Annotated in this window: 15 protein-coding genes and 2 pseudogenes; 10 read left to right on the plus strand and 7 right to left on the minus strand. The window is 60.4% G+C overall.

From position 1 onward, the window contains the following. Window positions 1–443: 443 nt before the first annotated feature. Both macA and K0P33_RS13815 read left to right on the plus strand, forming a co-directional pair. Window positions 444–1,595, plus strand: a complete 1,152-nt coding sequence (macA, locus tag K0P33_RS13810; RefSeq protein ID WP_242155732.1) for a macrolide transporter subunit MacA — start codon at window positions 444–446, stop codon at window positions 1,593–1,595. Between the two features lie 3 nt (window positions 1,596–1,598). Then, the gene (locus K0P33_RS13815) at window positions 1,599–3,557 is read left to right on the plus strand and encodes a MacB family efflux pump subunit (protein ID WP_094952734.1); all 1,959 of its coding nucleotides are present in this window, start codon (window positions 1,599–1,601) and stop codon (window positions 3,555–3,557) included. A 136-nt stretch (window positions 3,558–3,693) separates the two neighbouring features. On the opposite strand, the gene K0P33_RS13820 is transcribed toward K0P33_RS13815, so the two are convergent. Beyond that, window positions 3,694–4,371 (minus strand): helix-turn-helix transcriptional regulator, encoded by a 678-nt coding sequence (locus K0P33_RS13820; protein ID WP_242155734.1) that lies wholly within the window; start codon window positions 4,369–4,371, stop codon window positions 3,694–3,696. A gap of 231 nt (window positions 4,372–4,602) precedes the next feature. Then, window positions 4,603–5,847, minus strand: a complete 1,245-nt coding sequence (locus tag K0P33_RS13825) for a methionine gamma-lyase (RefSeq protein ID WP_242155736.1) — start codon at window positions 5,845–5,847, stop codon at window positions 4,603–4,605. A 123-nt stretch (window positions 5,848–5,970) separates the two neighbouring features. On the opposite strand from K0P33_RS13825, the gene K0P33_RS13830 reads away from it, so the two are divergent. Both K0P33_RS13830 and K0P33_RS13835 read left to right on the plus strand, forming a co-directional pair. Beyond that, on the plus strand, window positions 5,971–6,441 hold the full coding sequence (locus K0P33_RS13830) for an Lrp/AsnC family transcriptional regulator (protein ID WP_094952731.1): 471 nt from the start codon (window positions 5,971–5,973) through the stop codon (window positions 6,439–6,441). 194 nt (window positions 6,442–6,635) lie between these two features. Next, window positions 6,636–6,710: pseudogene (locus K0P33_RS13835) on the plus strand (carboxymuconolactone decarboxylase family protein); the annotation flags it as partial. A gap of 4 nt (window positions 6,711–6,714) precedes the next feature. On the opposite strand, the gene K0P33_RS13840 reads toward K0P33_RS13835, so the two are convergent. Beyond that, a complete protein-coding gene (locus tag K0P33_RS13840) occupies window positions 6,715–7,485 on the minus strand; it encodes a helix-turn-helix transcriptional regulator (RefSeq protein WP_242155738.1) in 771 nt (256 codons plus the stop codon). Between the two features lie 94 nt (window positions 7,486–7,579). Here K0P33_RS13840 and K0P33_RS13845 point away from each other — a divergent pair, with 94 nt between their 5' ends. Then, on the plus strand, window positions 7,580–8,710 hold the full coding sequence (locus K0P33_RS13845) for an MFS transporter (protein ID WP_094952729.1): 1,131 nt from the start codon (window positions 7,580–7,582) through the stop codon (window positions 8,708–8,710). Here K0P33_RS13845 and K0P33_RS13850 read toward each other — a convergent pair. Next, window positions 8,700–10,847 carry a TonB-dependent siderophore receptor gene (locus tag K0P33_RS13850; RefSeq protein WP_242155740.1) on the minus strand — a complete coding sequence of 716 codons (2,148 nt, stop codon included), beginning with the start codon at window positions 10,845–10,847 and terminating at the stop codon, window positions 8,700–8,702. The two genes, K0P33_RS13845 and K0P33_RS13850, sit on opposite strands and share 11 nt — an antisense overlap. 1,369 nt (window positions 10,848–12,216) lie before the next feature. Then, complete coding sequence (locus K0P33_RS13855) at window positions 12,217–13,113, minus strand: helix-turn-helix domain-containing protein (RefSeq protein ID WP_242155748.1); 897 nt, start codon at window positions 13,111–13,113, stop codon at window positions 12,217–12,219. 138 nt (window positions 13,114–13,251) lie between these two features. Here K0P33_RS13855 and K0P33_RS13860 point away from each other — a divergent pair, with 138 nt between their 5' ends. The 5 genes and pseudogenes from K0P33_RS13860 to K0P33_RS13880 all read left to right on the plus strand — a co-directional run bounded on the left by K0P33_RS13860 (window position 13,252) and on the right by K0P33_RS13880 (window position 17,813). Further along, on the plus strand, window positions 13,252–14,610 hold the full coding sequence (locus K0P33_RS13860) for a glutamine synthetase family protein (protein WP_094953823.1): 1,359 nt from the start codon (window positions 13,252–13,254) through the stop codon (window positions 14,608–14,610). A 21-nt stretch (window positions 14,611–14,631) separates the two neighbouring features. After that, a complete protein-coding gene (locus tag K0P33_RS13865; RefSeq protein WP_242155750.1) occupies window positions 14,632–15,720 on the plus strand; it encodes a polyamine ABC transporter substrate-binding protein in 1,089 nt (362 codons plus the stop codon). Continuing rightward, a complete protein-coding gene (locus K0P33_RS13870; protein WP_094953820.1) occupies window positions 15,717–17,012 on the plus strand; it encodes an FAD-binding oxidoreductase in 1,296 nt (431 codons plus the stop codon). Before K0P33_RS13865 ends, K0P33_RS13870 begins: the two co-directional genes overlap by 4 nt. Before the next feature lie 72 nt (window positions 17,013–17,084). After that, window positions 17,085–17,369: pseudogene (locus K0P33_RS13875) on the plus strand (SDR family oxidoreductase); the annotation flags it as partial. A gap of 27 nt (window positions 17,370–17,396) precedes the next feature. Beyond that, entirely contained in the window at window positions 17,397–17,813 is a 417-nt protein-coding gene (locus K0P33_RS13880; RefSeq protein ID WP_242155752.1) for an SRPBCC family protein, read from the plus strand. Between the two features lie 576 nt (window positions 17,814–18,389). Here K0P33_RS13880 and K0P33_RS13885 read toward each other — a convergent pair. Beyond that, window positions 18,390–19,781, minus strand: coding sequence for a HAMP domain-containing sensor histidine kinase (locus K0P33_RS13885; protein ID WP_242155757.1), 1,392 nt, complete (start codon window positions 19,779–19,781; stop codon window positions 18,390–18,392). After that, window positions 19,759–20,442, minus strand: a complete 684-nt coding sequence (locus K0P33_RS13890) for a response regulator transcription factor (RefSeq protein ID WP_003219726.1) — start codon at window positions 20,440–20,442, stop codon at window positions 19,759–19,761. The genes K0P33_RS13885 and K0P33_RS13890 overlap by 23 nt, the downstream gene beginning before the upstream one ends. Window positions 20,443–20,728 lie beyond the last annotated feature (286 nt).

A 20,728-nucleotide genomic window follows, 5' to 3' on the forward strand; every position in this document is an offset into this window, starting at 1 on the left:
TTACTGCGGTAACGGCTACTTATGGTTCCGCTCTTACAGCGGGTCACTTTTGGAAGGACCCAAAAGTAACCAAAAGGTCCTCGCCCCACCACTCGGCACCTCGCTTAGGCTCGGTGTGCCCTCACGCAGGCTTGAATCCGTGGGCCGCCGCGATGGGCCATCGTTGGCCCAGCGCGGCTAACCCGGTGTCCTGCCGGGTTACCCACGGATTCAAGCCTGCGTTCGGCCAGCGTGGTTTAACGGGGCGCCTCAGATCAAAAGCAGATCAAGAGCCGAGTGATCTCTTCCTGATGTATGGAGATCCAAATGTGGGAGCTGGCTTGCCTGCGATAGCGGTGTATCAGCCAAGCACACAGTGACTGACACTCTGCAATCGCAGGCAAGCCAGCTCCCACACTAGACCGTGTTCGCTGTAGACCCTCTTCATCTTTTTATGGTCATTTATGCAAAAGTCAACGTTTCGCAAACTCGGAATGCTCGCGGTATTGGCGGTTGCCATCGGCCTTGTCGTCTACACCGTTCAAGCACCCGCCGACGCGCCGCAATACCTCACCGCCACGGCTGAACGGGGTGATATTGAAAATGCCGTCCTGGCTACTGGCGTGCTGGAAGGCATCAAGCAGGTTGACGTCGGTGCCCAGGTTTCCGGGCAGTTGAAGTCGCTCAAGGTCAAGGTCGGCGACAAGGTGAAGAAGGGCCAATGGCTCGCCGAAATTGACCCGTTGATCCTGCAAAATACCCTGCGCAAAGCCCAGGTTGATGAAGAAAACCTGCAGGCTCAGCGACGTGCCACGGCGGCGCAGCTCAAGCAGGCCAAGTCTGTCTATGAGCGCTACAAAGGCTTGCAGGTCGACGAATCGGTGTCGCGCCAGGATTTTGAGGACGCCGAGTCGACCTTTCAGGTGCAGCAAGCCAACCTGTTGTCCCTGGATGCGCAGATCAAAAGCGCGCATATCCAGATCGACACCGCCAAGGTCAACCTGGCCTATACCCGCATCGTCGCGCCCATCGACGGTGATGTGGTCGGCATCGTCACCCAGGAAGGCCAGACGGTGATTGCCAGCCAGTTGGCGCCGGTACTGCTCAAGCTGGCGGACCTGGACACCATGACCGTCAAGGCCCAGGTGTCCGAGGCGGATGTGATTCACATCAGCCCCGGCCAGCAGGTGTATTTCACCATCCTCGGCGAGGCCGACAAGCGCTACTACGCCAAGCTGCGTGGCACGGAGCCGGCGCCGCAGAGCTTCCTCGAGACCCCGACCGCCGGCACGCCCAAGCAGAACACGGCGGTGTTTTACAACGCGCTGTTCGACGTGCCCAACCCCGACCACCGTCTGCGCATCGCTATGACCGCCCAGGTGCGGATCGTGCTCGATACTGCCCAGGCCGCCTTGATGGTGCCGGTGGCGGCGCTCGGTGCGCGTAATGCCGATGGCAGCTATCCGCTGCGCGTGCTGGATGCCAAGGGCAAGGCCGTGTCGCGCGATGTGCAGATCGGCATCAATAACAACGTCAAAGTGCAGATTCTGGACGGCTTGGTCGAGGGCGATAAAGTGGTGATCGGCGACGCATCGCCTGTTGTGGCGGGGAGTTGACCCATGACCCAGCCACTGTTGGAACTCAAGGGCATCACCCGCAGTTTCATGGCCGGCGAGCGCGAGTTCATTGCGCTCAAGGGTATCGACCTGACCATTCACGCCGGGGAAATGCTCGCGATTATCGGCGCTTCCGGCTCGGGTAAATCGACGCTGATGAACATCCTTGGCGGCCTGGATTACGCCACTGCCGGCAGCTACAAGATCAATGGCATCGAAACTCGCTCGCTGGGCGATGAGCAACTGGCGGAACTGCGCCGCGATTACTTCGGCTTTATCTTCCAGCGCTACCACTTGCTCGCGCACCTGAGTGCTTTGCACAACGTGGAAATGCCGGCGATTTACGCCGGTACTCCCGAGGCGCAACGCCACAGCCGCGCACGCGATTTGCTCACGCGCCTGGGCCTGGCGGGGCACACCAGTCACCGGCCGAGCCAGTTGTCCGGTGGGCAGCAACAGCGGGTGAGTATTGCTCGCGCGTTGATGAACGGCGGTGAGGTGATCCTCGCCGACGAGCCCACCGGTGCCCTCGACACCCACAGCGGCAAGGAGGTGATGCGCATCCTAGCCGAGCTGCACGCCGCCGGGCACACGGTGATTATTGTGACCCACGACCCGAAGGTCGCGGCGAATGCCCAGCGCATTGTCGAGGTGTGTGACGGCGAGATTGTCAGCGACAAGGCCAATGACCGTGTCGGGCTGGACGCGCCCACTGAGGCGCCCATCGAGACCCGGCGCAGCGGCGCCCGACGGTTGGTGGCGAGCCTGGGTTTGTTCAAGGAAGCGTTCAACATGGCCTGGGTCGCGCTGATTTCCCATCGCATGCGCACCTTGCTGACCATGCTCGGTATCGTCATCGGTATCACCTCGGTGGTGTCGATCTCGGCCATCGGCGAAGGTGCCAAGCGTTATGTGCTCAAGGACATCCAGGCCATCGGCAGCAACACCATCGACATCTTTTCCGGTACCAGTTTTGGTGACAGCCGCGCGTCAGCCATCGAGACGCTGATGCCGTCGGATGTGGAGGCATTGAATCAGCTGTATTACGTCGACAGTGCCACGCCGGTGGTGGGGCGTAACCTGCTGCTGCGTTTTGGCAATATCGACCTGGATGCACAGGTCAATGGTGTCAGCGACCGCTACTTCAAAGTCAAAGGGCTGAAGCTGGAAGCCGGGATTGCCTTCAGCGAAAACGACGCGCGGCGCCAGGCGCAGGTGGTGGTGATCGACCACAACACCCGGCATCGCCTGTTCGGGCCGAATGTGGACCCGTTGGGCCAGGTGATCCTGGTCGGCAACCTGCCGTGCACGGTGATTGGTGTGACCGCCGACAATAAGAACATGTTCGCCGCCAGCAAGGCGCTGAACGTGTGGGTGCCTTACGAAACCGCGGCCGGACGCCTTCTGGGCCAGCGCCATCTGGACAGCATCACCGTGCGTATCAAGGACGGCCAGCCGAGCAAGGTGGTGGAAGAAAACGTCAATAAGCTCATGCTGCAACGCCATGGCACCAAGGATTTTTTCACCAATAACCTCGACAGCATCATGCAGACGGTGCAGAAAACCAGCCGCTCGCTGGCGCTGCTGTTGTCGCTGATCGCGGTGATCTCGTTGTTGGTGGGCGGCATCGGGGTGATGAACATCATGCTGGTGTCGGTCACCGAGCGTACCCGCGAGATCGGCATTCGCATGGCGGTGGGGGCGCGTCAGTCGGATATCCGCCAGCAGTTTCTGGTGGAGGCGGTGATGGTGTGCTTGATCGGCGGGATGATCGGGATCTCGTTGTCCTTTGCGATCGGCTATCTGTTTTCGTTGTTTGTGAAGGAGTGGGAGATGGTGTTTTCCTTAGGCTCGATCGTGACCGCGTTTGCCTGCTCGACCCTGATCGGCATTGTGTTTGGCTTTGTGCCGGCCAGGAATGCGGCGCGGCTGGACCCGATTGAGGCGTTGGCACGGGACTGACTGGATCAGGTATCACTGACACTTTAGATCAAATGTGGGAGCGGGCTTGCTCGCGAAAGCGGTGGGTCAGCAGTACATTTGGCGCTGACACACCGCATTCGCGAGCAAGCCCGCTCCCACAGGGTTTTTTGGTGATTCAGAGGATTGTGACCGTTCCTTCCTCAGTCGCATACATCCACCGCAATAACGAATGCCGCCCACTGATCCCCAGCTTGATTGCGGCGCGCTTGAGGTAACTCTCGATGGTGTTGACCTTCAGCGTCAGTTGCTCCGCCAACTCCGGTGCAGTGCGCCCGGCTAGCAGACCAACGCACACCTCGAGTTCGCGGTTGGACAAGGTCAGCCCCGATTGCACCAGGCGTTCTTCAATGCGTCGGCGCAGGGTTTCGATGCCCTGGTTTTCCGGCATTGCCGGGTCGTTGTTCTGGCGGCACGGCTGGATCGCGGTGATGTGTTTTTCCACCATCGGCAGCAGCAGCGTGGAGAAGTCCTGCAGCATGCTGCGTTCTTGCGGCGAAAAACTTTCCGACTGGTGCGAGCGGTACACCGACAACACGTAGCTTACATCGTCCTTGCGGCGCGTGAGGTGCAGTTGGGCTGCCGGTTGTTCTGCGCCTAAGGCCACTACCGAATCGGTGTAGACCGGGCTGATCCGGCGGCGGTTATGGCCTTCGGCACCCACCCGCAGCTGCGTGATATGGGTAGCGTCCACTGCCAGTTGGGTAAGGATGAGGTCATGCAGCATACGTGGGAAGTGGCGACTGCCGGTGCTGGCGATGACCTTGCCTATATGTGGGAACAGGTGTGAGTTCATCAGTTCTTCCATGAGTTTCGAGTGCAGGTATTCAGCCTTATAGCGACGGGGTTTAATAAGGTAACTAGGGTGAATAACCTACGGTGATAATCCCCCCGCCGAGACCTATGCTAGTACAGCATTGCGAGCTGAGGGGGATCCAATCTGGAAAAATCAGATTAAAAGCGCATAACGATGGTCGGACCTGTCCGACACACCGTGTGTGGGAAAGTATTACTTGGCATGTAGGCCTTATTTTACTGCGTGCTCTTCTATCATCGCCTGACGCGGGGCGGCGCGGGTGCACTTGGCCAGCGCCTGCTGCACATCCGCCAGCAGGTCGGCGATGTCTTCCAGCCCCACCGACAATCGCACCAGGCCTTCACTGATACCGTGTTGCGCGCGTTCTTCCGGGGTGTAGGTGGAATGGGTCATGCTCGCCGGGTGCTGGGCCAGTGACTCGGCATCGCCCAGGCTCACCGCGCGGGTGAACAGCTTGAGGGCATTCATGAAGCGCCGCCCGGTCTCAATCCCGCCCTTGAGTTCGAAGGCGATCATGCCGCCGGACTGCTTCATCTGCCGCGCCGCCAGTTCGTACTGTGGGAAAGAACGCAGCCCGGGGTAGGTCACCCACTGCACGGCCGGGTGCGCCTGCAAAGCTTCGGCCACTGCCTGGGCATTGCTGCAATGGCGATCCATGCGCAGCGCCAACGTCTTGAGCCCGCGCATCAGCAAGGACGCATCCTGTGGCGACATCACCGCGCCGGTCAGGTCCTTGAGCCCTTGCAGGCGGATGCGTTGCGCCAGGGCCTGGCTGCTTACGGCGATACCCGCTGTGATATCGCCGTGGCCGCTGAGGTACTTGGTGGCTGAGTGCACCACCACGTCGGCACCCAGTTCCAGAGGGCGTTGCAGGTAAGGCGTGCAGTAGGTGTTGTCGACTACCACCGTGACATTCGGTTGCTGGTGCGCAAGTTCGGCCACGGCGGCAATGTCCACCAGACGCAGGTTGGGGTTGGCTGGGGTTTCGCAGTAGATCATGCGGGTGGCGGGGGAGAGTGCCGCACGTAAGGCGGCCAGGTCGGTGAGGTCGACATGGCGCACCTTGATGCCGAACTCGCCAATGCCATGGTGCAGCAGGGCGAAGGTGCAACCGTAGAGGGTCTGGCTGACGATCACTTCATCGCCAGGGCGCAGCAGGGTCCAGAACGTCGCGGCAATCGCGCCCATGCCGGAGCTGAAGGCCACGGCAGCCTCGCCGTTTTCCAGGGCGGCCATGCGCGTTTCCAGCAGGGCCAGGGTTGGGTTAGAGATGCGTGTATAGAAGTGGCCGCTGGCTTCGCCGGCAAAACAGGCGGCGCCGTATTCGGCGGTGGGGAAGGCGAAGGTGGCGGACAGGTAGATCGGCGGAACGAGGGCGCCGTGGTGGTCTTTGGGGTCATAGCCGTGGTGGATGGCGCGGGTGGAAAAGCCGAATGCATTATGTTTATTGTTCATGTCGGGCGCTCCTTATTTCCTACAATGCTATGCTCATAACCAAGGAAGAAAGTTGCAAAGTTTGCCGATATTTCCCGCGTTAAGGGATGGAACGTCCATAAAAATAATGAGTAGAGGCAAGATATGCCCGTCAATCTTGATCGCACTGACAAGGCTCTTTTGAACGCGTTGCAAGGCAATGCCCGTCTGACCGTGGCGGAGTTGGCTGACCGGGTGGCCCTGACCACCTCACCGTGTTGGCGCCGAGTGCGGAGCCTGGAGGAGAGCGGGGTGATCAGTGGGTACCAGGCGATCCTGTCGCCCAAGGCATTGGGGTATGGGGTGACGGCGTTTGTCAGCATCATGATGGACAGTCATACGCGGGAAATTGCTCGGGCGTTTGAGCAGCGGCTGTTGGAGATTCCCGAGATTGTGGCGTGCCATAACGTGTCGGGGCGGTATGATTTTTTGCTTGAGGTGGTGGCTCGGGATCTGGAGTCGTTTGGGGAGTTTGCGCGGGAGGTGTTGCAGACGTTGCCTTGTGTTAAGGAGATTTATTCGAGTTTTTCGTATAAGTCGGTGCGGCGGTTGCGGGTGATTCCTTTGCCGGAGTGATTGGGTACATATCCGTTGCTGCGGTAGCGGCGGCTTAGGGTTCCGGCCTTACGGCGGGTCACTTTTGTAAAGACACAAAAGCAACCAAAAAGTCTTTGCCCCACCACTCGGATTCAAGCCTGCGTTCGGCCGTCGTGGTTTAACGGGGCGGCTCAGATCAAGATCAAAAGCGAGAGCACGGCGGCCTAGTAGCCGACCTGAGTGTGGCCATCGCCACCATCAACAGCTGGAACCGCCTGGCTGTGGGCTTTCGCAAGATGCCCAAGTGAGCCTTCAGCGTGACTTGAAATACCCGCGTGGCGTGGTGCCGGTCATGCCCTTGAAAAAAGCGATCAACGCGCTGTCACTGGCAAAGCCCAACTCGAAAGCGCAGTAGCCCAGGCTCCGGCCGCTCGCAAGCAGTTCGATGACCCGCATCAAACGCCACTGTTGGCGCCATTGCTGATACCCCAGGCCGGTTTCCCGCAGGAAAATCCGGCCGATGGTCTTGGCGCTGGCGCCAATCTGCTTTTCCAGCTCTTGCAGGGTGGGCGGCAGCGTTTGGAGATCGACCAGCAACGGTGCCAGGCGTTTGTCCTGCGGCAAGGGCAGGAGCATCGGTTGCTCGGTAGCAGCCTGGATTTCGTCCAGGCACAGCCCCAACAAATGGGCGTACCGGCCGGCCTGCCAGTCGGTCTCGAAGGGCGCCATCGCCATCGGTTCCAGCACCGCGCGCAACAAGGCGCTCACCTCGATCACCCGTACCTGTTTCGGCAATTGCTCGGCCAACGCCGGGCTCACATACACCGAACGGTAATCCACGGTTTTGTGCATCACCGCGCGATGGGGTACGCCGCAGGGTATCCACGCCGCGCGCGTAGGCGGCAGCAGGCAAAGTTGGTTGTCCAGGGTGATACGGGTGCAGCCTTGCTGAGTGAACAACAGTTGCCCACGCTGGTGCCGGTGCAGGCCGGAGTCATGGTCGCCAAGCAGTGCGGCGATGCCGATGACCGGGGCCGTCAAGCGGTCGGGATCGAAAGATGCGGTGGCGGAGAGCCAGGCCATAGGTTGTCCGATTCGATGGATAAACTGTCGAAGTTTGGATAATACCCCAGTCGCCAGTCCTTACACTCCTTGCGCTGTTAAATGGGAGTGAGTGATGAACGTTAAAAACCTGCTGGTGCTGGCGATGGCGTTGCTGATGTTTCCGCAACTGGCCCAAACGCTGTATAGCCCGGCCCTCGGTGACATCGGCCGGGCCTTTGCGGTCGGGCCTGAACGGGCAGGGCAGACACTGTCGGTGTACTTCCTGGCGTTCGCCTTTGGCGTCGTGGTGTGGGGCCGGCTGTGTGATCGCTGGGGGCGGCGGCCGGTGATGTTGGCCGGGTTGGCGCTGTACGTTGGCGCCTCGGCGCTGGCCTTGAAAATGACCACGTTCAACGCTTTGCTGCTGGCCCAGGCCTTGGCGGCGTTTGGCGCGGCCGTGGGTTCGGTCGTCACGCAGACGCTGTTGCGCGACCGCTACCATGGCGCCGAACTGGCCCAGGTGTTTTCGCTGATGGGCATTGCCCTGGCTGCCAGCCCGGCACTGGGTCTGTTCAGTGGCGCGACGCTGGTGCAGTACTTTGGCTATCGCGGCGTGCTCACCGGTTTGCTGCTGCTTGCACTGGCGCTGTGGGGTTGGTGCTTGTGGGCCTTGCCCGAGACGCGGCCTGCATCGTTGCCGACGGCATCGCTGCCCCAGACCTTGGGCCTGATGCTCAGGGACGCGGGAATATGGCGTTCGGTCGGCTTGGTGGCGGCGTTCAATATTGCACTGTTCGGCTATTACAGCGTGGGCCCGTTTATCTTCGCGCGACAGGGGTTGTCTGCCGCCGAGTTCGGCTACAGCGGCGTGCTACTGGCGCTGGGGTCAGGGCTTGGCGCGTGGCTGAACACGCGCTTGCTCAAGCGCGGCATGAACGGTGAGCAGTTGGTGCTGACCGCTGCAGCTATCGCGGTGCTGGGTGGTTTGTTGGTACTGCTGCTGCAGCACAGCTGGTTATTCGTAGGGCCGATGTTGCTGGTGGTGTTGGCGTTCGGCATGGCGATTCCCAATGTGTTGGGGGCCGCGTTGGTCGCCTATCGCGACCGGCTGGGCACCGCCGCTGCGCTGTTTGGCTTGATGTATTACCTGCTGATCGGTGCCGGGCTCAGCTTGGTAGCCTGGGCCCAGGATCTGGGTTGGAGCCTGTTGATCTGTGGTCTGGCGGCGCTGTGGCTGGCAGCGCCGCGTGTGTTCAGAAGTTGACCGTGGCGCTCAGGCGTGCGGTCAACGGCGCGCCCTGGAACAGGTAGTCATCGCCCATATATTCGCCCGCGTCGCGCCAGTAGCGCTTGTCGAACAGGTTGTCGACGCTCAGGCGAAACACCGTCTCATAGCCATCGAGTTTGGTGGTGTAGCGACTGCCGACATTGACCACCGCGTAATCCCCGACCTCAACATTGCCGGTGCGGTTGGCGGACTTCTTGGCGCTGTATTGCACGCCGCCGAGCACGGCCAACCCGTTCACCCACGGCAGGGCGTAGTCGGCGTACACGCTGGCGCGCAGTTTGGGCACGTTGATCGCCTGATGGCCTTCGTAATCCGGCGTGCCGCTGCCGTTCACCCGCGCGCGAATCGCCGCCACGCTGGTTGCGATTTGCAGGCGGTCGGTGGCCCAGCCGTTGGCCGACAATTCAATCCCGGTGTTCTTTTGCTGGCCCTGTTGCACGTAGTTGAACTTGCCATTTTCGGGTTTGGAGTACTGGTAAGCCTGGCGCGTCTGGAACACGGCGGCGGCGAAGCTGATGCGGCGCCAGTCGTATTTTACGCCGGCTTCGATTTGGCGTGAGACGGTTGGGGCAAGGGTGTCGCCTTTATGGGTGGCGAACCACGGCGCCGTACCGCCTAGTGACAGGCCCTTGCTGTAGCTGGTGTACAGCGAGATGTTTTCCACTGGCTTATAGATCAGCGAGGCTTGCGGCAAGAATACGTATTGCTGCGTGTGGCGATTTTCGTTGCCATTCTCATCGAAGGCTTTTTCATCCAGGCGCACTTCACGGCCGCCGAGGATGGTTTGCCATTGTTCGTTGAAACGAATGCGGTCGGTGACGAACAGGCCGTACTGGCGGCTGTCGAGGTTGCGGTGGCTGTCGTTCAGCGGTTTATCGGTAGGCTTGAAAGTCGGTGCGTCTTCGTTGATGTTGCCGCTGCCGATGTATTCGTTGACCGCTTCGCGTTTGTCGATCACCCGGCGAAACGCGCTGGTGCCAAAGGTCAGTTCATGGCCCAGGCCTGCGGTGTCGAACAGCCCGGTCATGGCTGCCTGGATTTCATCGTCGCGGCGGGTGTCGTCGGGGCTGCGGTAGTCGTAGATGTCGTAGTCACCCTCAGGGCTGAAGGTGTTGGCGTTACAGCTGCCTACGTAGTAACAGCCCCAGGCAAACGAACTGTAATCATCAATCACCACCTTGCTGCGCGCCGCACTTACGCTGCCTTTCCACTGATCACTGAAGCGGTACTCGAACTTGCCGTTGAGGTTCAGCGACTCAATGCCGACCTGTTTGGAACCACTCTGGTGCCCCAACAGCTTTTTCGGTGACGCGCCATGCGGTACTTCGGTTCCCCCCAACAGCTGATACCCCGGCACCGAGCGCTGTTGCTTGTTCTGGTACTCCGCATCCAGTTGCAGCAGCGCATCGGGGCTGATGTTCCAGTCGAAGGCCAGGGACACAAAATCGCGCTGGCCATTGGCGTGTTCCACATAGGCATTGAGGTCTTCATGGGCGACGTTGGCGCGCAGGCCGAACTGCTGCTCGCTGCCAAACCAACCGCCGACATCGGTGGCGACATAGCCGCTGCCGCGATCATCAGTGGACACGGTCACCGAACGCACATCCTCTGGGCGCTTGGTCACGTAGTTGATCACGCCGCTGGGCTCGGAAATCCCGCTTTGCAAACCGGCCAGGCCTTTGAGTACTTCCACTTGCTGCTTGTTTTCCAGGGCGACGTTCTGCTCGCCGGTGATGGTGCGCCCGTTGATCTTGTAGCTGCTTGCCGCGTTCAGCGAGAAGCCGCGCACCACAAAATTTTCGTAGTAGCCGATGGGGGCGTAGCTGTCGCCCACCGAGGCGTCGTTGCGCAGCACTTCACTGAGCAGGCGGGCTTGCTGGTCCTTGATCATGGCGGCGTTGATCACGGTGATCGAGGCGGGCGTTTCGAGCAACGGCGCTTCATCGAAGCCACCGACCGAGGCGGTGTTGGTGCGATACCCCGATTCATCCTGACCCTGGACGTTCACTGCCGGCAGTTCTATTTCAGCTGCCAGGCTGCTACCGATACCGCCGCTGAGCAGCAGGCCGAGGGCGAAACGCGAAGTGACGACGGGGCGAAAACGCAAAACCATGGGGCAAGGCCTTAAAGCGCAGGGCGGGGGGCGCATAAGCTAGGTGGATCGACGGGGTTTTACAAGTTATTGAGAGTGGTTCTGTCACATCGCTAACACGGGTGGGAGCTGGCTTGCCTGCGATGGCCTGGTAGACCTGTGGCGAGGGGGCTTGCTTCTGGGCTGGCTATTTTTTTCGGGTTGATTGAGTACATATCCGTTGCTGCGGTAACGGCGACTATTGGTTCCGCCCTTACGGCCAGCCCTTTCAAGGTCTTTGCCTAAATCGCGTCCTACGCCAATTCCAGGCTGAAATTAAGAAAAAAACGAGTTGAATTTGGTTCAGCCAGCATCTCTCTTGGTCAAAAAATGATCATTTTTTGAGGCTTTTTCCAAAGACCTTGAAAGGGCTGGCCCTTACGGCGGGTCACTTTTGGAAAAGAGCCCCAAAAGTAACCAAAAGGGCTCTTGCCCCACCACTCGGTGCCTCGCCTAGGCTCGGCATGCCCTCACTCCGGCTTGAATCCGTGGGCCGCCGCCATGGGCCATCCTTGGCCCATCGCGGCTAACCCGGCGTCCTGCCGGGTTACCCACGGATTCAAGCCTGCGTTCGGCCAGCGTGGTTAACGGGGCGCCTCAGATCAAGATCAAGATCAAAATCAAAAGCAAGAGCACGGCGGCCTAGTAGCCGACCTGAGTGGTAGAAGCAAAAGCAGGGCAAAAGCACAGCAAAAGCACAGCAGCACACTCTCTGTCTGATGTACCGAGATCCAACTGTGGGAGCGAGTTTAGCTGCCAGACCGCAGTGCTCTGCTTTTCTGTGGGAGCTGGCTTGCCTGCGATGGCATCAACTCGGTGTACTTGATGGACCGAGGTGTCTGCATCGCAGGCAAGCCAGCTCCCACATTAGATTGAGTTCAGTTTCAGAGATCAGGTCGGCTGTCAGGCCGCCTCGGTTTTGCTTTTGATTTAACCACTCAGGTCGGCTACTAGGCCGCCGTGCTTTTGCTTTTGATCTTGATCTTAGGCGCCCCGTAAAACCACGCTGGCCGAACGCAGGCTTTGGAGCGTGGGTAAACCGGCAGGACGCCGGGTTAGCCGCGATGGGCCAAGGATGGCCCATGGCGGCGGCCCACGGTCCAAAGCCTGCGTGAGGGCACACCGAGCCTAGGCGAGGTGCCGAGTGGTGGGGCAAGAGCCCTTTTGGTTACTTTTGGGGCTCTTTTCCAAAAGTGACCCGCTGTAAGAGCGGAACCCATAGCAGCCGTTACCCAAATAACGGATATGTACTCAGCGGCCCGGAGACAACCCCAGCACTCAACCCGTAAAAAAGTTGTGTAGATACCTAAGGCTACCGCAGGCAAGCCAACTCCCACAGGGCGATTGCATTTCAGCTGGAGCGCTTGAGGGTCTCGCTCGGCAGCTCTTGGAACAACGCCCGATAGCTATTGGAAAACCGCCCCAAATGCCAGAACGACCAATTCATCGCCACTTCCGCCACGGTAGTGTCCGTTGAACTCAGCAACTCGCGCCGCGCCCCGTTCAAGCGGCGCAAGCGCAACCACTGCGCCGGGCTCATGTCGGTGTAGGTCTTGAAGCCTTGCTGCAATTGGCGCAACGGCACGCCAGCAATCTGCGCCAGTTCCAGCAGGTTGACGGTTTCATCCGGCGCATCCGCCGCCCATTCACCGATGCGTGCCATCAACCGGCGTTCTTCGCTGCGCCGTTGCAGTGAGCTGCGGTCCAGGCACACACAGGCGTTGTCGAGGATGAACAGGCAGTCGTCGAGCAACTGTTGGGTGAGGGCATCGCGGCTGATCGGGTCGACGGTCGCAGACAAGCGCGTGAGGGTGCCACTGAGCCAGCGGGTGAACAGCGCGTTCTGCTGGCAGGTCAGCGGCGCCATGAACAGGCCCTCGAGTTTGGCCACATCCAAACCATGGCGCTGCACGAACTGCGGGCCGAACACCACCGCCACTTCGCGGTAGTTTTCCGGGGTGATCCAGGTGTTGTGGCTTTCGCCATTGAGCATGTACAGCGCGTTGTCGCTGCCGTCGAAACAGAACGCCAGTGAGCCTGGCGGTGCGTTGAAGTGCTGTTCCACGCGGGTGTTCATGCACTCTTCGTACACCTGCACGCCTTGCAGGTCGAGGTAGCGAACCTGCCCGGCAAAATGCCCCGGGGACATCTGCTGGTACTGCTGCACCCAACCGGGTGTCGCACTGCATTGAGCGGCCACATCACCGGTGGTGAAGGCCTGTACGCGCAAAGCTGTTGCCTGTGTCATGGGTGATCCGTGCGCACTCTATTGGTGCGTTGTGCTGCGTGCAAAGTGGATAGATGCCGTTACAAGGCTGGCCCAAGATAGACCTCAATGCGCCAGGAGTACAAGCCGGCGCATCATCCAACCCATGACGAGGTCCTTATGAACGCCCCCTTCGATCAGCTGCACGCCTGGCTGAAAGAACACAAGATTACCGAAGTCGAATGCGTGATCAGTGATTTGACTGGCATCGCACGCGGCAAGATTGCGCCCACCAATAAGTTCCTGCATGAGCGAGGCATGCGCCTGCCGGAAAGTGTGTTGCTGCAAACGGTAACCGGGGACTTTGTCGACGACGACGTCTACTACGACCTGCTCGACCCGGCCGACATCGACATGATCTGCCGCCCGGTGGCCAACGCCACGTACGTCATCCCTTGGGCGATCGAACCCACCGCCATCGTGATCCATGACACCTTTGACAAGCAGGGCAACCCCATCGAGTTGTCGCCGCGCAACGTGCTGAAGAAGGTGCTGCAGCTTTACACCGACCAAGGCTGGCAGCCGATTGTCGCGCCGGAAATGGAGTTCTACCTGACCCAGCGCTGCGAAGACCCGGACCTGCCGTTGAAAACCCCGGTTGGTCGCTCCGGTCGCGCCGAAACCGGCCGCCAGTCGTTTTCCATCGACGCCGCCAACGAATTCGACCCACTGTTTGAAGATGTCTACGACTGGTGCGAATTACAGGGCCTTGACCTCGATACGCTGATCCACGAAGACGGCCCGGCGCAGATGGAAATCAACTTCCGCCACGGCGATGCGCTGGACCTGGCCGACCAGATCACCGTGTTCAAACGCACCCTGCGCGAGGCCGCACTGAAGCACAACGTGGCGGCGACGTTCATGGCCAAGCCGGTGGCCGATGAGCCGGGCAGCGCCATGCATTTGCACCAGAGCGTGGTGGACATCGCCACCGGTAAGCCGGTGTTTGTCGATGCCGACGGCAAGATGAGCCAACTGTTTTTGCATCACATCGGCGGCTTACAGAAGTACATCCCCAAGCTGCTGCCGATGTTCGCCCCGAATGTGAACTCGTTCCGCCGCTTCCTGCCCGACACCTCGGCGCCGGTCAATGTGGAGTGGGGCGAAGAAAACCGCACCGTCGGCCTGCGCGTGCCAACTTCCAGCCCCGAGGCGATGCGCGTGGAAAACCGTTTGCCGGGCGCCGATGCCAATCCGTACCTGGCGATTGCCGCAAGTCTGCTGTGTGGCTACCTGGGCATGATCGAAAAGATCGAGCCGAGCGCGCCGGTGGAAGGCCGCGCCTATGAGCGCCGCAACCTGCGACTGCCGTTCACCCTCGAAGATGCCCTGGCGCGGATGGAGGACTGCGACACGGTCAAGCAGTACCTGGGCGAAAAGTTCGTGCGCGGCTACGTCGCGGTCAAGCGCGCCGAGCATGAGAATTTCAAGCGGGTGATCAGTTCCTGGGAGCGTGAGTTCCTGCTGTTGAGCGTCTAAAAAACTAAAAGGGGTGTCGATATGCGTCTTGCGAAAAAGCTTCTCCCGCTGGCCCTGGTGGCGGCGTTCAGCAGTGCCGGCCAGGCCGCGCCGACGGTGAGCGTCTATAACTGGACCGACTATATCGGCGAGACCACCTTGGCTGACTTCCAGGCCAAGACCGGGATCAAGGTGATCTACGACGTGTTCGACTCCAACGAGACCCTGGAAGGCAAGCTGCTCGCAGGCCGCACCGGCTATGACGTGGTGGTGCCGTCCAACCACTTCCTGGCGCGCCAGGTGAAAGCCGGGGCGTTCCTGAAACTCGACCGCTCGCAGTTGCCCAACTTCAAGAACCTCGACCCCAAGCTGCTCAAGTTGCTGGAGAACAACGACCCGGGCAACGCGCACTCGGTGCCGTACCTGTGGGGCACCAATGGCATTGGCTATAACGTCGACAAGGTCAAGCAGGTGCTGGGCGTCGACCACATCGACTCGTGGGCGGTGCTGTTCGAACCCGAGAACATTAAGAAGCTGCACGAGTGCGGCGTCGCCTTCCTCGACTCGGCAGATGAACTGTTCCCGGCGATCCTCAACTACATGGGCAAGGACCCGCGCAGCGAGAACCCTGAGGATTACAAGCAGGCCGAAGCCAAGCTGTTGACGCTGCGGCCCTACATCACCTATTTCCATTCCTCCAAGTACATTTCGGACTTGGCTAACGGCGATATCTGCGTGGCCTTCGGCTATTCAGGGGACGTATTCCAAGCGGCCAACCGCGCCAAGGAAGCCAAGAATGGCGTGAATATCGCCTACTCGATTCCTAAGGAGGGCTCCAACCTGTGGTTCGACCTGCTGGCCATTCCGGCCGACGCGAGCAACCTGAAAGAAGCCCACGCCTTTATCAACTATTTGCTCGACCCTGAGGTGATCGCCAAGGTCAGTGCGTCGGTGGGTTATGCCAACGCCAACCCCGCCGCCAAACCCTTCATGGCGCCGGAACTGGTGAATAACCCTGAGGTTTACCCCTCCCAGGAAGTGCTCGACAAACTCTATATTTCCACCACGCCGACCCCGACGACCATGCGCCTGATGACCCGCGCCTGGAGCAAAGTGAAGACCAATAAATGACTCAGTCCCAAGACCACGCTCAGTCCTACTATCGGGCTTCGGCGAATGCCATGCCCGAGCGTCCAGCGCTGGGCGCTGACCTCAGCGCCGATGTGTGTGTGATCGGCGGTGGTTTCACCGGCGTCAACACGGCCATTGAGCTGGCCCAGCGCGGGCTCTCGGTGATTCTGCTGGAGGCCCGGCGCATCGGCTGGGGCGCCAGCGGGCGCAACGGCGGGCAGTTGATTCGCGGCATCGGCCACGACGTGTCGGGGTTTGCCAAGTATGTAGGCGAGGAGGGCGTGCGTTACCTGGAGCGGTCCGGGATTGATTCGGTGGCGCTGGTGGGCGAGCGTATTCGTCAGCACAGCATTGACTGCGATTTGCGTTGGGGCTTTTGCGAGCTGGCCAATACCCCGGCGCAATTCGCCGCGTTCAAGGGCGAACAGCAGAGCCTGGCGGCGCTTGGGTATGCGCATGAAACGCGGCTGGTCGAACCGCAGGACATGCAGCAAGTGGTCGGCTCGACGGCCTATGCCGGTGGCCTGGTGGACATGGGCTCCGGGCACCTGCACCCGCTGAACCTGGTACTCGGCGAGGCCCAGTTGGCCGAGTCGCTCGGGGTGCGGATTTTCGAGCACACCCAGGTCCTCGAACTGATCCACGGCGACACCGTGCAAGTACGCTGCGCCGCAGGCACGGTGCGTGCCGCTAAGTTAGTGCTGGCCTGCAATGCACACCTGGAAGAGTTGGAGCCACGCTTGAGCGGCAAAGTACTGCCAGCGGGCAGCTACATCATCGCCACCGAGCCTTTATCAAAGGACGTCGCCAAGCAACTGATCCCGCAGAACCTGGCGCTGTGCGACCAGAAAGTCGGGTTGGATTACTACCGGCTTTCCGCTGACCGCCGCCTGCTGTTCGGCGGTGCCTGCCATTACTCCGGGCGTGACCCGGCGGACATCGCCGCCTATATGCAACCGAAGCTGCTCAAGGTGTTCCCGCAGTTGGCAGGTACCGCCATCGAGTTCCAGTGGGGCGGCAAGATCGGCATTACCGCCAATCGTTTTCCCCAAGTCGGGCGGCTCGAGCAATACCCGAATGTCTTCTATGCCCAAGGCTATTCCGGGCATGGGCTGAACGTGACGCACTGGTGCGCAAAGCTTTTGGCCGAAGCCATTCATGCCGGTCATAGCCAAGGCCTGGATACCTTCAGCCAGGTGCCGCACATGACGTTTCCGGGCGGCAAGGCCTTGCGTTCACCGCTGCTGGCGCTGGGGATGTTGTGGTTCCGGCTGCGGGAGCTGGTTAGCTGAGGCGCCGCGATCCAAATGTAAGAGTGGGCTTGCTCGCGCAAGCGGAGTGTCAGTTGGCTTATTCGGTACTGGTTGGTGGGTACTGGGGTGACGGTGAATGCAATTCTGCCGGGGTCGACCTTTTTCGATGGCCTGGAACAGATGCTTAAAGGCGCCACAGCCCAGTCTGGGCGCAGCGCGCGGGAAGAGGCAGGCGTGTTTGTGCATCATGCGCGGCACACCTCGATCATCCAGCGCGCGGCGAATGTGGATGAAGTGGCGAACCTGGTGGCGTACATTGCTTCACCCCTGTCTTCTGCAACCACAGGTGCCGCGTTACGGGTCGACGGTGGTGTTGTCGACAGCATGGCGATCTGATTTTTTTACTTTGTTGGAGTATTTATTGTGGCAACAGCTTCTTCTGTTATTGAAGTACCGGTTTCGGCCGATCAGGTTTGGCAATTGGTCGGTGGCTTTAACGCGCTGCCGGATTGGTTGCCGTTGATCGTCAAGAGCGAGGCGCGCGACGGCGGGCGTGTGCGTCATTTGGAAACTGCAGATGGCGGCGTCGTGGTTGAGCGTTTGCAGAGCTTCGATAACGTGGCGCGCACTTATACCTACACCATTGAGCAGTCGCCGTTTCCGGTGAGTGCCTACCTGGCGACGTTGCAGGTTGAGGCGTTGACGGAGGCGTCGGCGAAAGTGACCTGGTCCGGCGTGTTTACCCCGGCGGCGGGGACTACGGACGTGGCGGTGGAGGAGTTGTTTGCCGGCGTGTACAGCGGTGGGCTTGAGGCGCTGCGGGCTAACTTCCCGGCCTGATTTAAGAGGCACTGCAGCTCCCACAGAAAGCAGAGCACTGCGGTGCTGGCAGTCGAACTCGGTCAAAACTGTGGGAGCGAGCAAGCCCGCTCCCACATTGGGATCTCATTACATCAGCTAGATAGGGTGGTGCTCTGCTTCTGCTCTGCTTTTGCTTCAACCACTCAGGTCGGCTACTAGGCCGCCGTGCTCTTGCTTTTGATCTTGATCTTAGGCGCCCCGTTAACCACGATGGCCGAACGCAGGCTTGAATCCGTGGGTAACCCGGCAGGACGCCGGGTTAGCCGCGATGGGCCAAGGATGGCCCATGGCGGCGGCCCACGGATTCAAGCCTTCGTTCTGGCATGCCGAGCCTAGGCGAGGCACCGAGTGGTGGGGCAAGAGCCCTTTTGGTTACTTTTGGCTGGGCCGGCATTCCGGGCTCTTTTCCAAAAGTGACCCGCCGTAAGGGCGGAACCCTAAGCAGCCGTTACCGCAGCAACGGATATGTACTCATATCTACCTAAAAACCCCGTCAAAAGCTTAGCGCAACACAAAAAGTTGCGTAGGTACCCACATTATTTTGTGGTGTTTGGGCTATTCGGGCATCAGCTGCTGCCGACACTCCAGCACCAACCGCGCACCACCACTCTGGCTGCTGCCGACCTCCAGCCTGAACCCGTGCAAGTTGATGATCGCCGCCACAATCGACAAGCCCAACCCGAACCCGCCTTGCTGGTCGTTTTCGTCCACGCGATAGAAACGCTGGAACACCGCGTCGCGTTCCGCTGCCGGGATGCCCGGGCCGGAGTCGTGCACTTCGATGCGCGTGCTGCCCGCGTCATCGACGCCGCGCAGGATCACTTCACCGCCCGGTGGCGAGAACTTGATCGAGTTGCTCAACAGGTTGGCCAGGGCTTCGAACAACAATGCGCGGTCGCCGGTGATCCAGGGCAGCGACTCGGGCACGTCGAGGCGCAACTGCAATTCGCCTTCTTCGGCCAGGGGCAGGTAAAAGTCATGCAGCTCGCGCAGCAACGGCAGCGGGTCCATCACCAAAAAGCCTGAGCGGCGCTGGTGGTCTTCCAATTCCGAGATGCGCAACAGCCCGCGAAAGCGCGCCATCAGGGTGTCAGTTTCGGCAATCGCATCGTCGAGTTTTACCGCGTAGCCCGAGTCTTGCTCTGCCTCTTGCCTGATGCGGTAGAGCTGCGCGCGCAAACGCGTCAGCGGCGTGCGCAGGTCGTGGGCGATGTTGTCGCACACGCCCTTGACCTCGTTCATCAGCTTCTCGATGCGGTCGAGCATGGCGTTGACGATGGCCGCGAGCATGTCCAGTTCGTCACGCCGGTCGGACAGCGGCAGGCGATGCGTCAGGTCGCCGGCAACGATGGCCTCGGCGCTGGCCTGGATCCCGCGAATACGCCGCAGCGGACGGCGGCGCAACAAATGCCAACCGGCAGCGCCCGGGATAATCGTCAGGGAGAGCGCCCACAACAGTGCGTGCCAGATGATCCGGGTCACGCCAAACAGTGAACCGTTGGCACGCACCAGCACCAGCCAGCGGCCGTCATCGGTGTGGGTGGCCACGGCGTCGCAGCTGTCCTTGGGCAGTTTTGGGTCGTTGGAGGCGACACAATTAGCCAGGGCGTGGATCTTGCCGTCCAGCGGCAGGTCGGGCGGCACCGCACGAATCGGCCCGCTCAACGGGCGAAATTGCTCATCGAACAGGCCGTAGGCGTCCACGCCCTTCATGTCGAAGGTCATGCTGGTGGTCAGGGCTTCCACCAGTTCTTCACCGTCGAAGCGTTGGAACAGGTGCTGGCGCTGCATCAGCGAGTGGCGCGACAAGTCGCCCAGGTACCCCGACACCTCGTAGTACAGCACCCCCATGAGGATGCAGCTCCAGGCCACAAACAGCGAACTGTACAGCGCCAGCAAGCGGCTGCTGGAGGAACGCCAGCCCTTAGAGGGGTTCAGCAATGACATAACCGGAACCTCGTACCGTGCGGATCAGCGGCGTGAGGCCCGGCGGGTCGATTTTCTTGCGCAGACGACCGATGTGCACGTCGATCAGGTTGGTGCCCGGGTCGAAGTGATACCCCCAGACTTCCTCGAAGATCATCATCCGTGACAGGATTTGCCCGGTGTTGCGCATCAGGAACTCAAGCAGCTTGTATTCGGTGGGCAGCAGGCTCAGCGGCTGTTCGGCGCGGCTGGCTTCGCGGCTGATCAGGTTGAGTTCCAGGTCGGCCACGCGCAGGGCGGTTTCGAATTCCTTGACCGTGCTTTTGCGCCGCAGCAGCACTTCGACGCGGGCGGCCATTTCGTCGGAGGCGAACGGCTTGGTCAGGTAGTCATCGCCACCGGCGCGCAGGCCACGCACGCGCTCGTCGACGTCGGAGAGGGCGCTGATCATCAGGATCGGTGTCGACACCCCGATGGTGCGCAGGGTCGTGACGATGGCCAAGCCATCGAGTTCCGGCAACATACGGTCGAGGGTGATCAGATCGTAATCACCACTCACAGCGCGGACCAGGCCTTCACGGCCGTTGTCCACCCAATCTACATCCAGTCCATGGCTACTCAGCTCGGCGACGATCTCGCGGGCTGTTACGGCGTCATCCTCGATAGTCAAAATACGGGTCATAGGATTACCTGGTGAGCGATTCACACTAGAAGTGGGGGCATTTTGCCAAGAAATGCCTGAACGCTTCCTAAATTAAACTTCATGTTGGCAAAACTGACACAACTTTCATGCTGGGCGCGGTCCGTTGTGGGGGCAGGGTTGCCTGCGATGGCGGTGCACCACTCACTCACTTTTTTGCCTGGTAGACCGCTATCGCAGGTAAACCAGCTCCCACAGGGGGCGGGGGTTGTTGAGGGATTGCATAAAGCACGCTCTGTTCGGTCATTTCTTGCAACTTGCATGGTTC

This window comes from Pseudomonas sp. ArH3a (assembly GCF_022648765.1).
In the GTDB taxonomy this organism is placed as follows: Bacteria; Pseudomonadota; Gammaproteobacteria; order Pseudomonadales; family Pseudomonadaceae; genus Aquipseudomonas.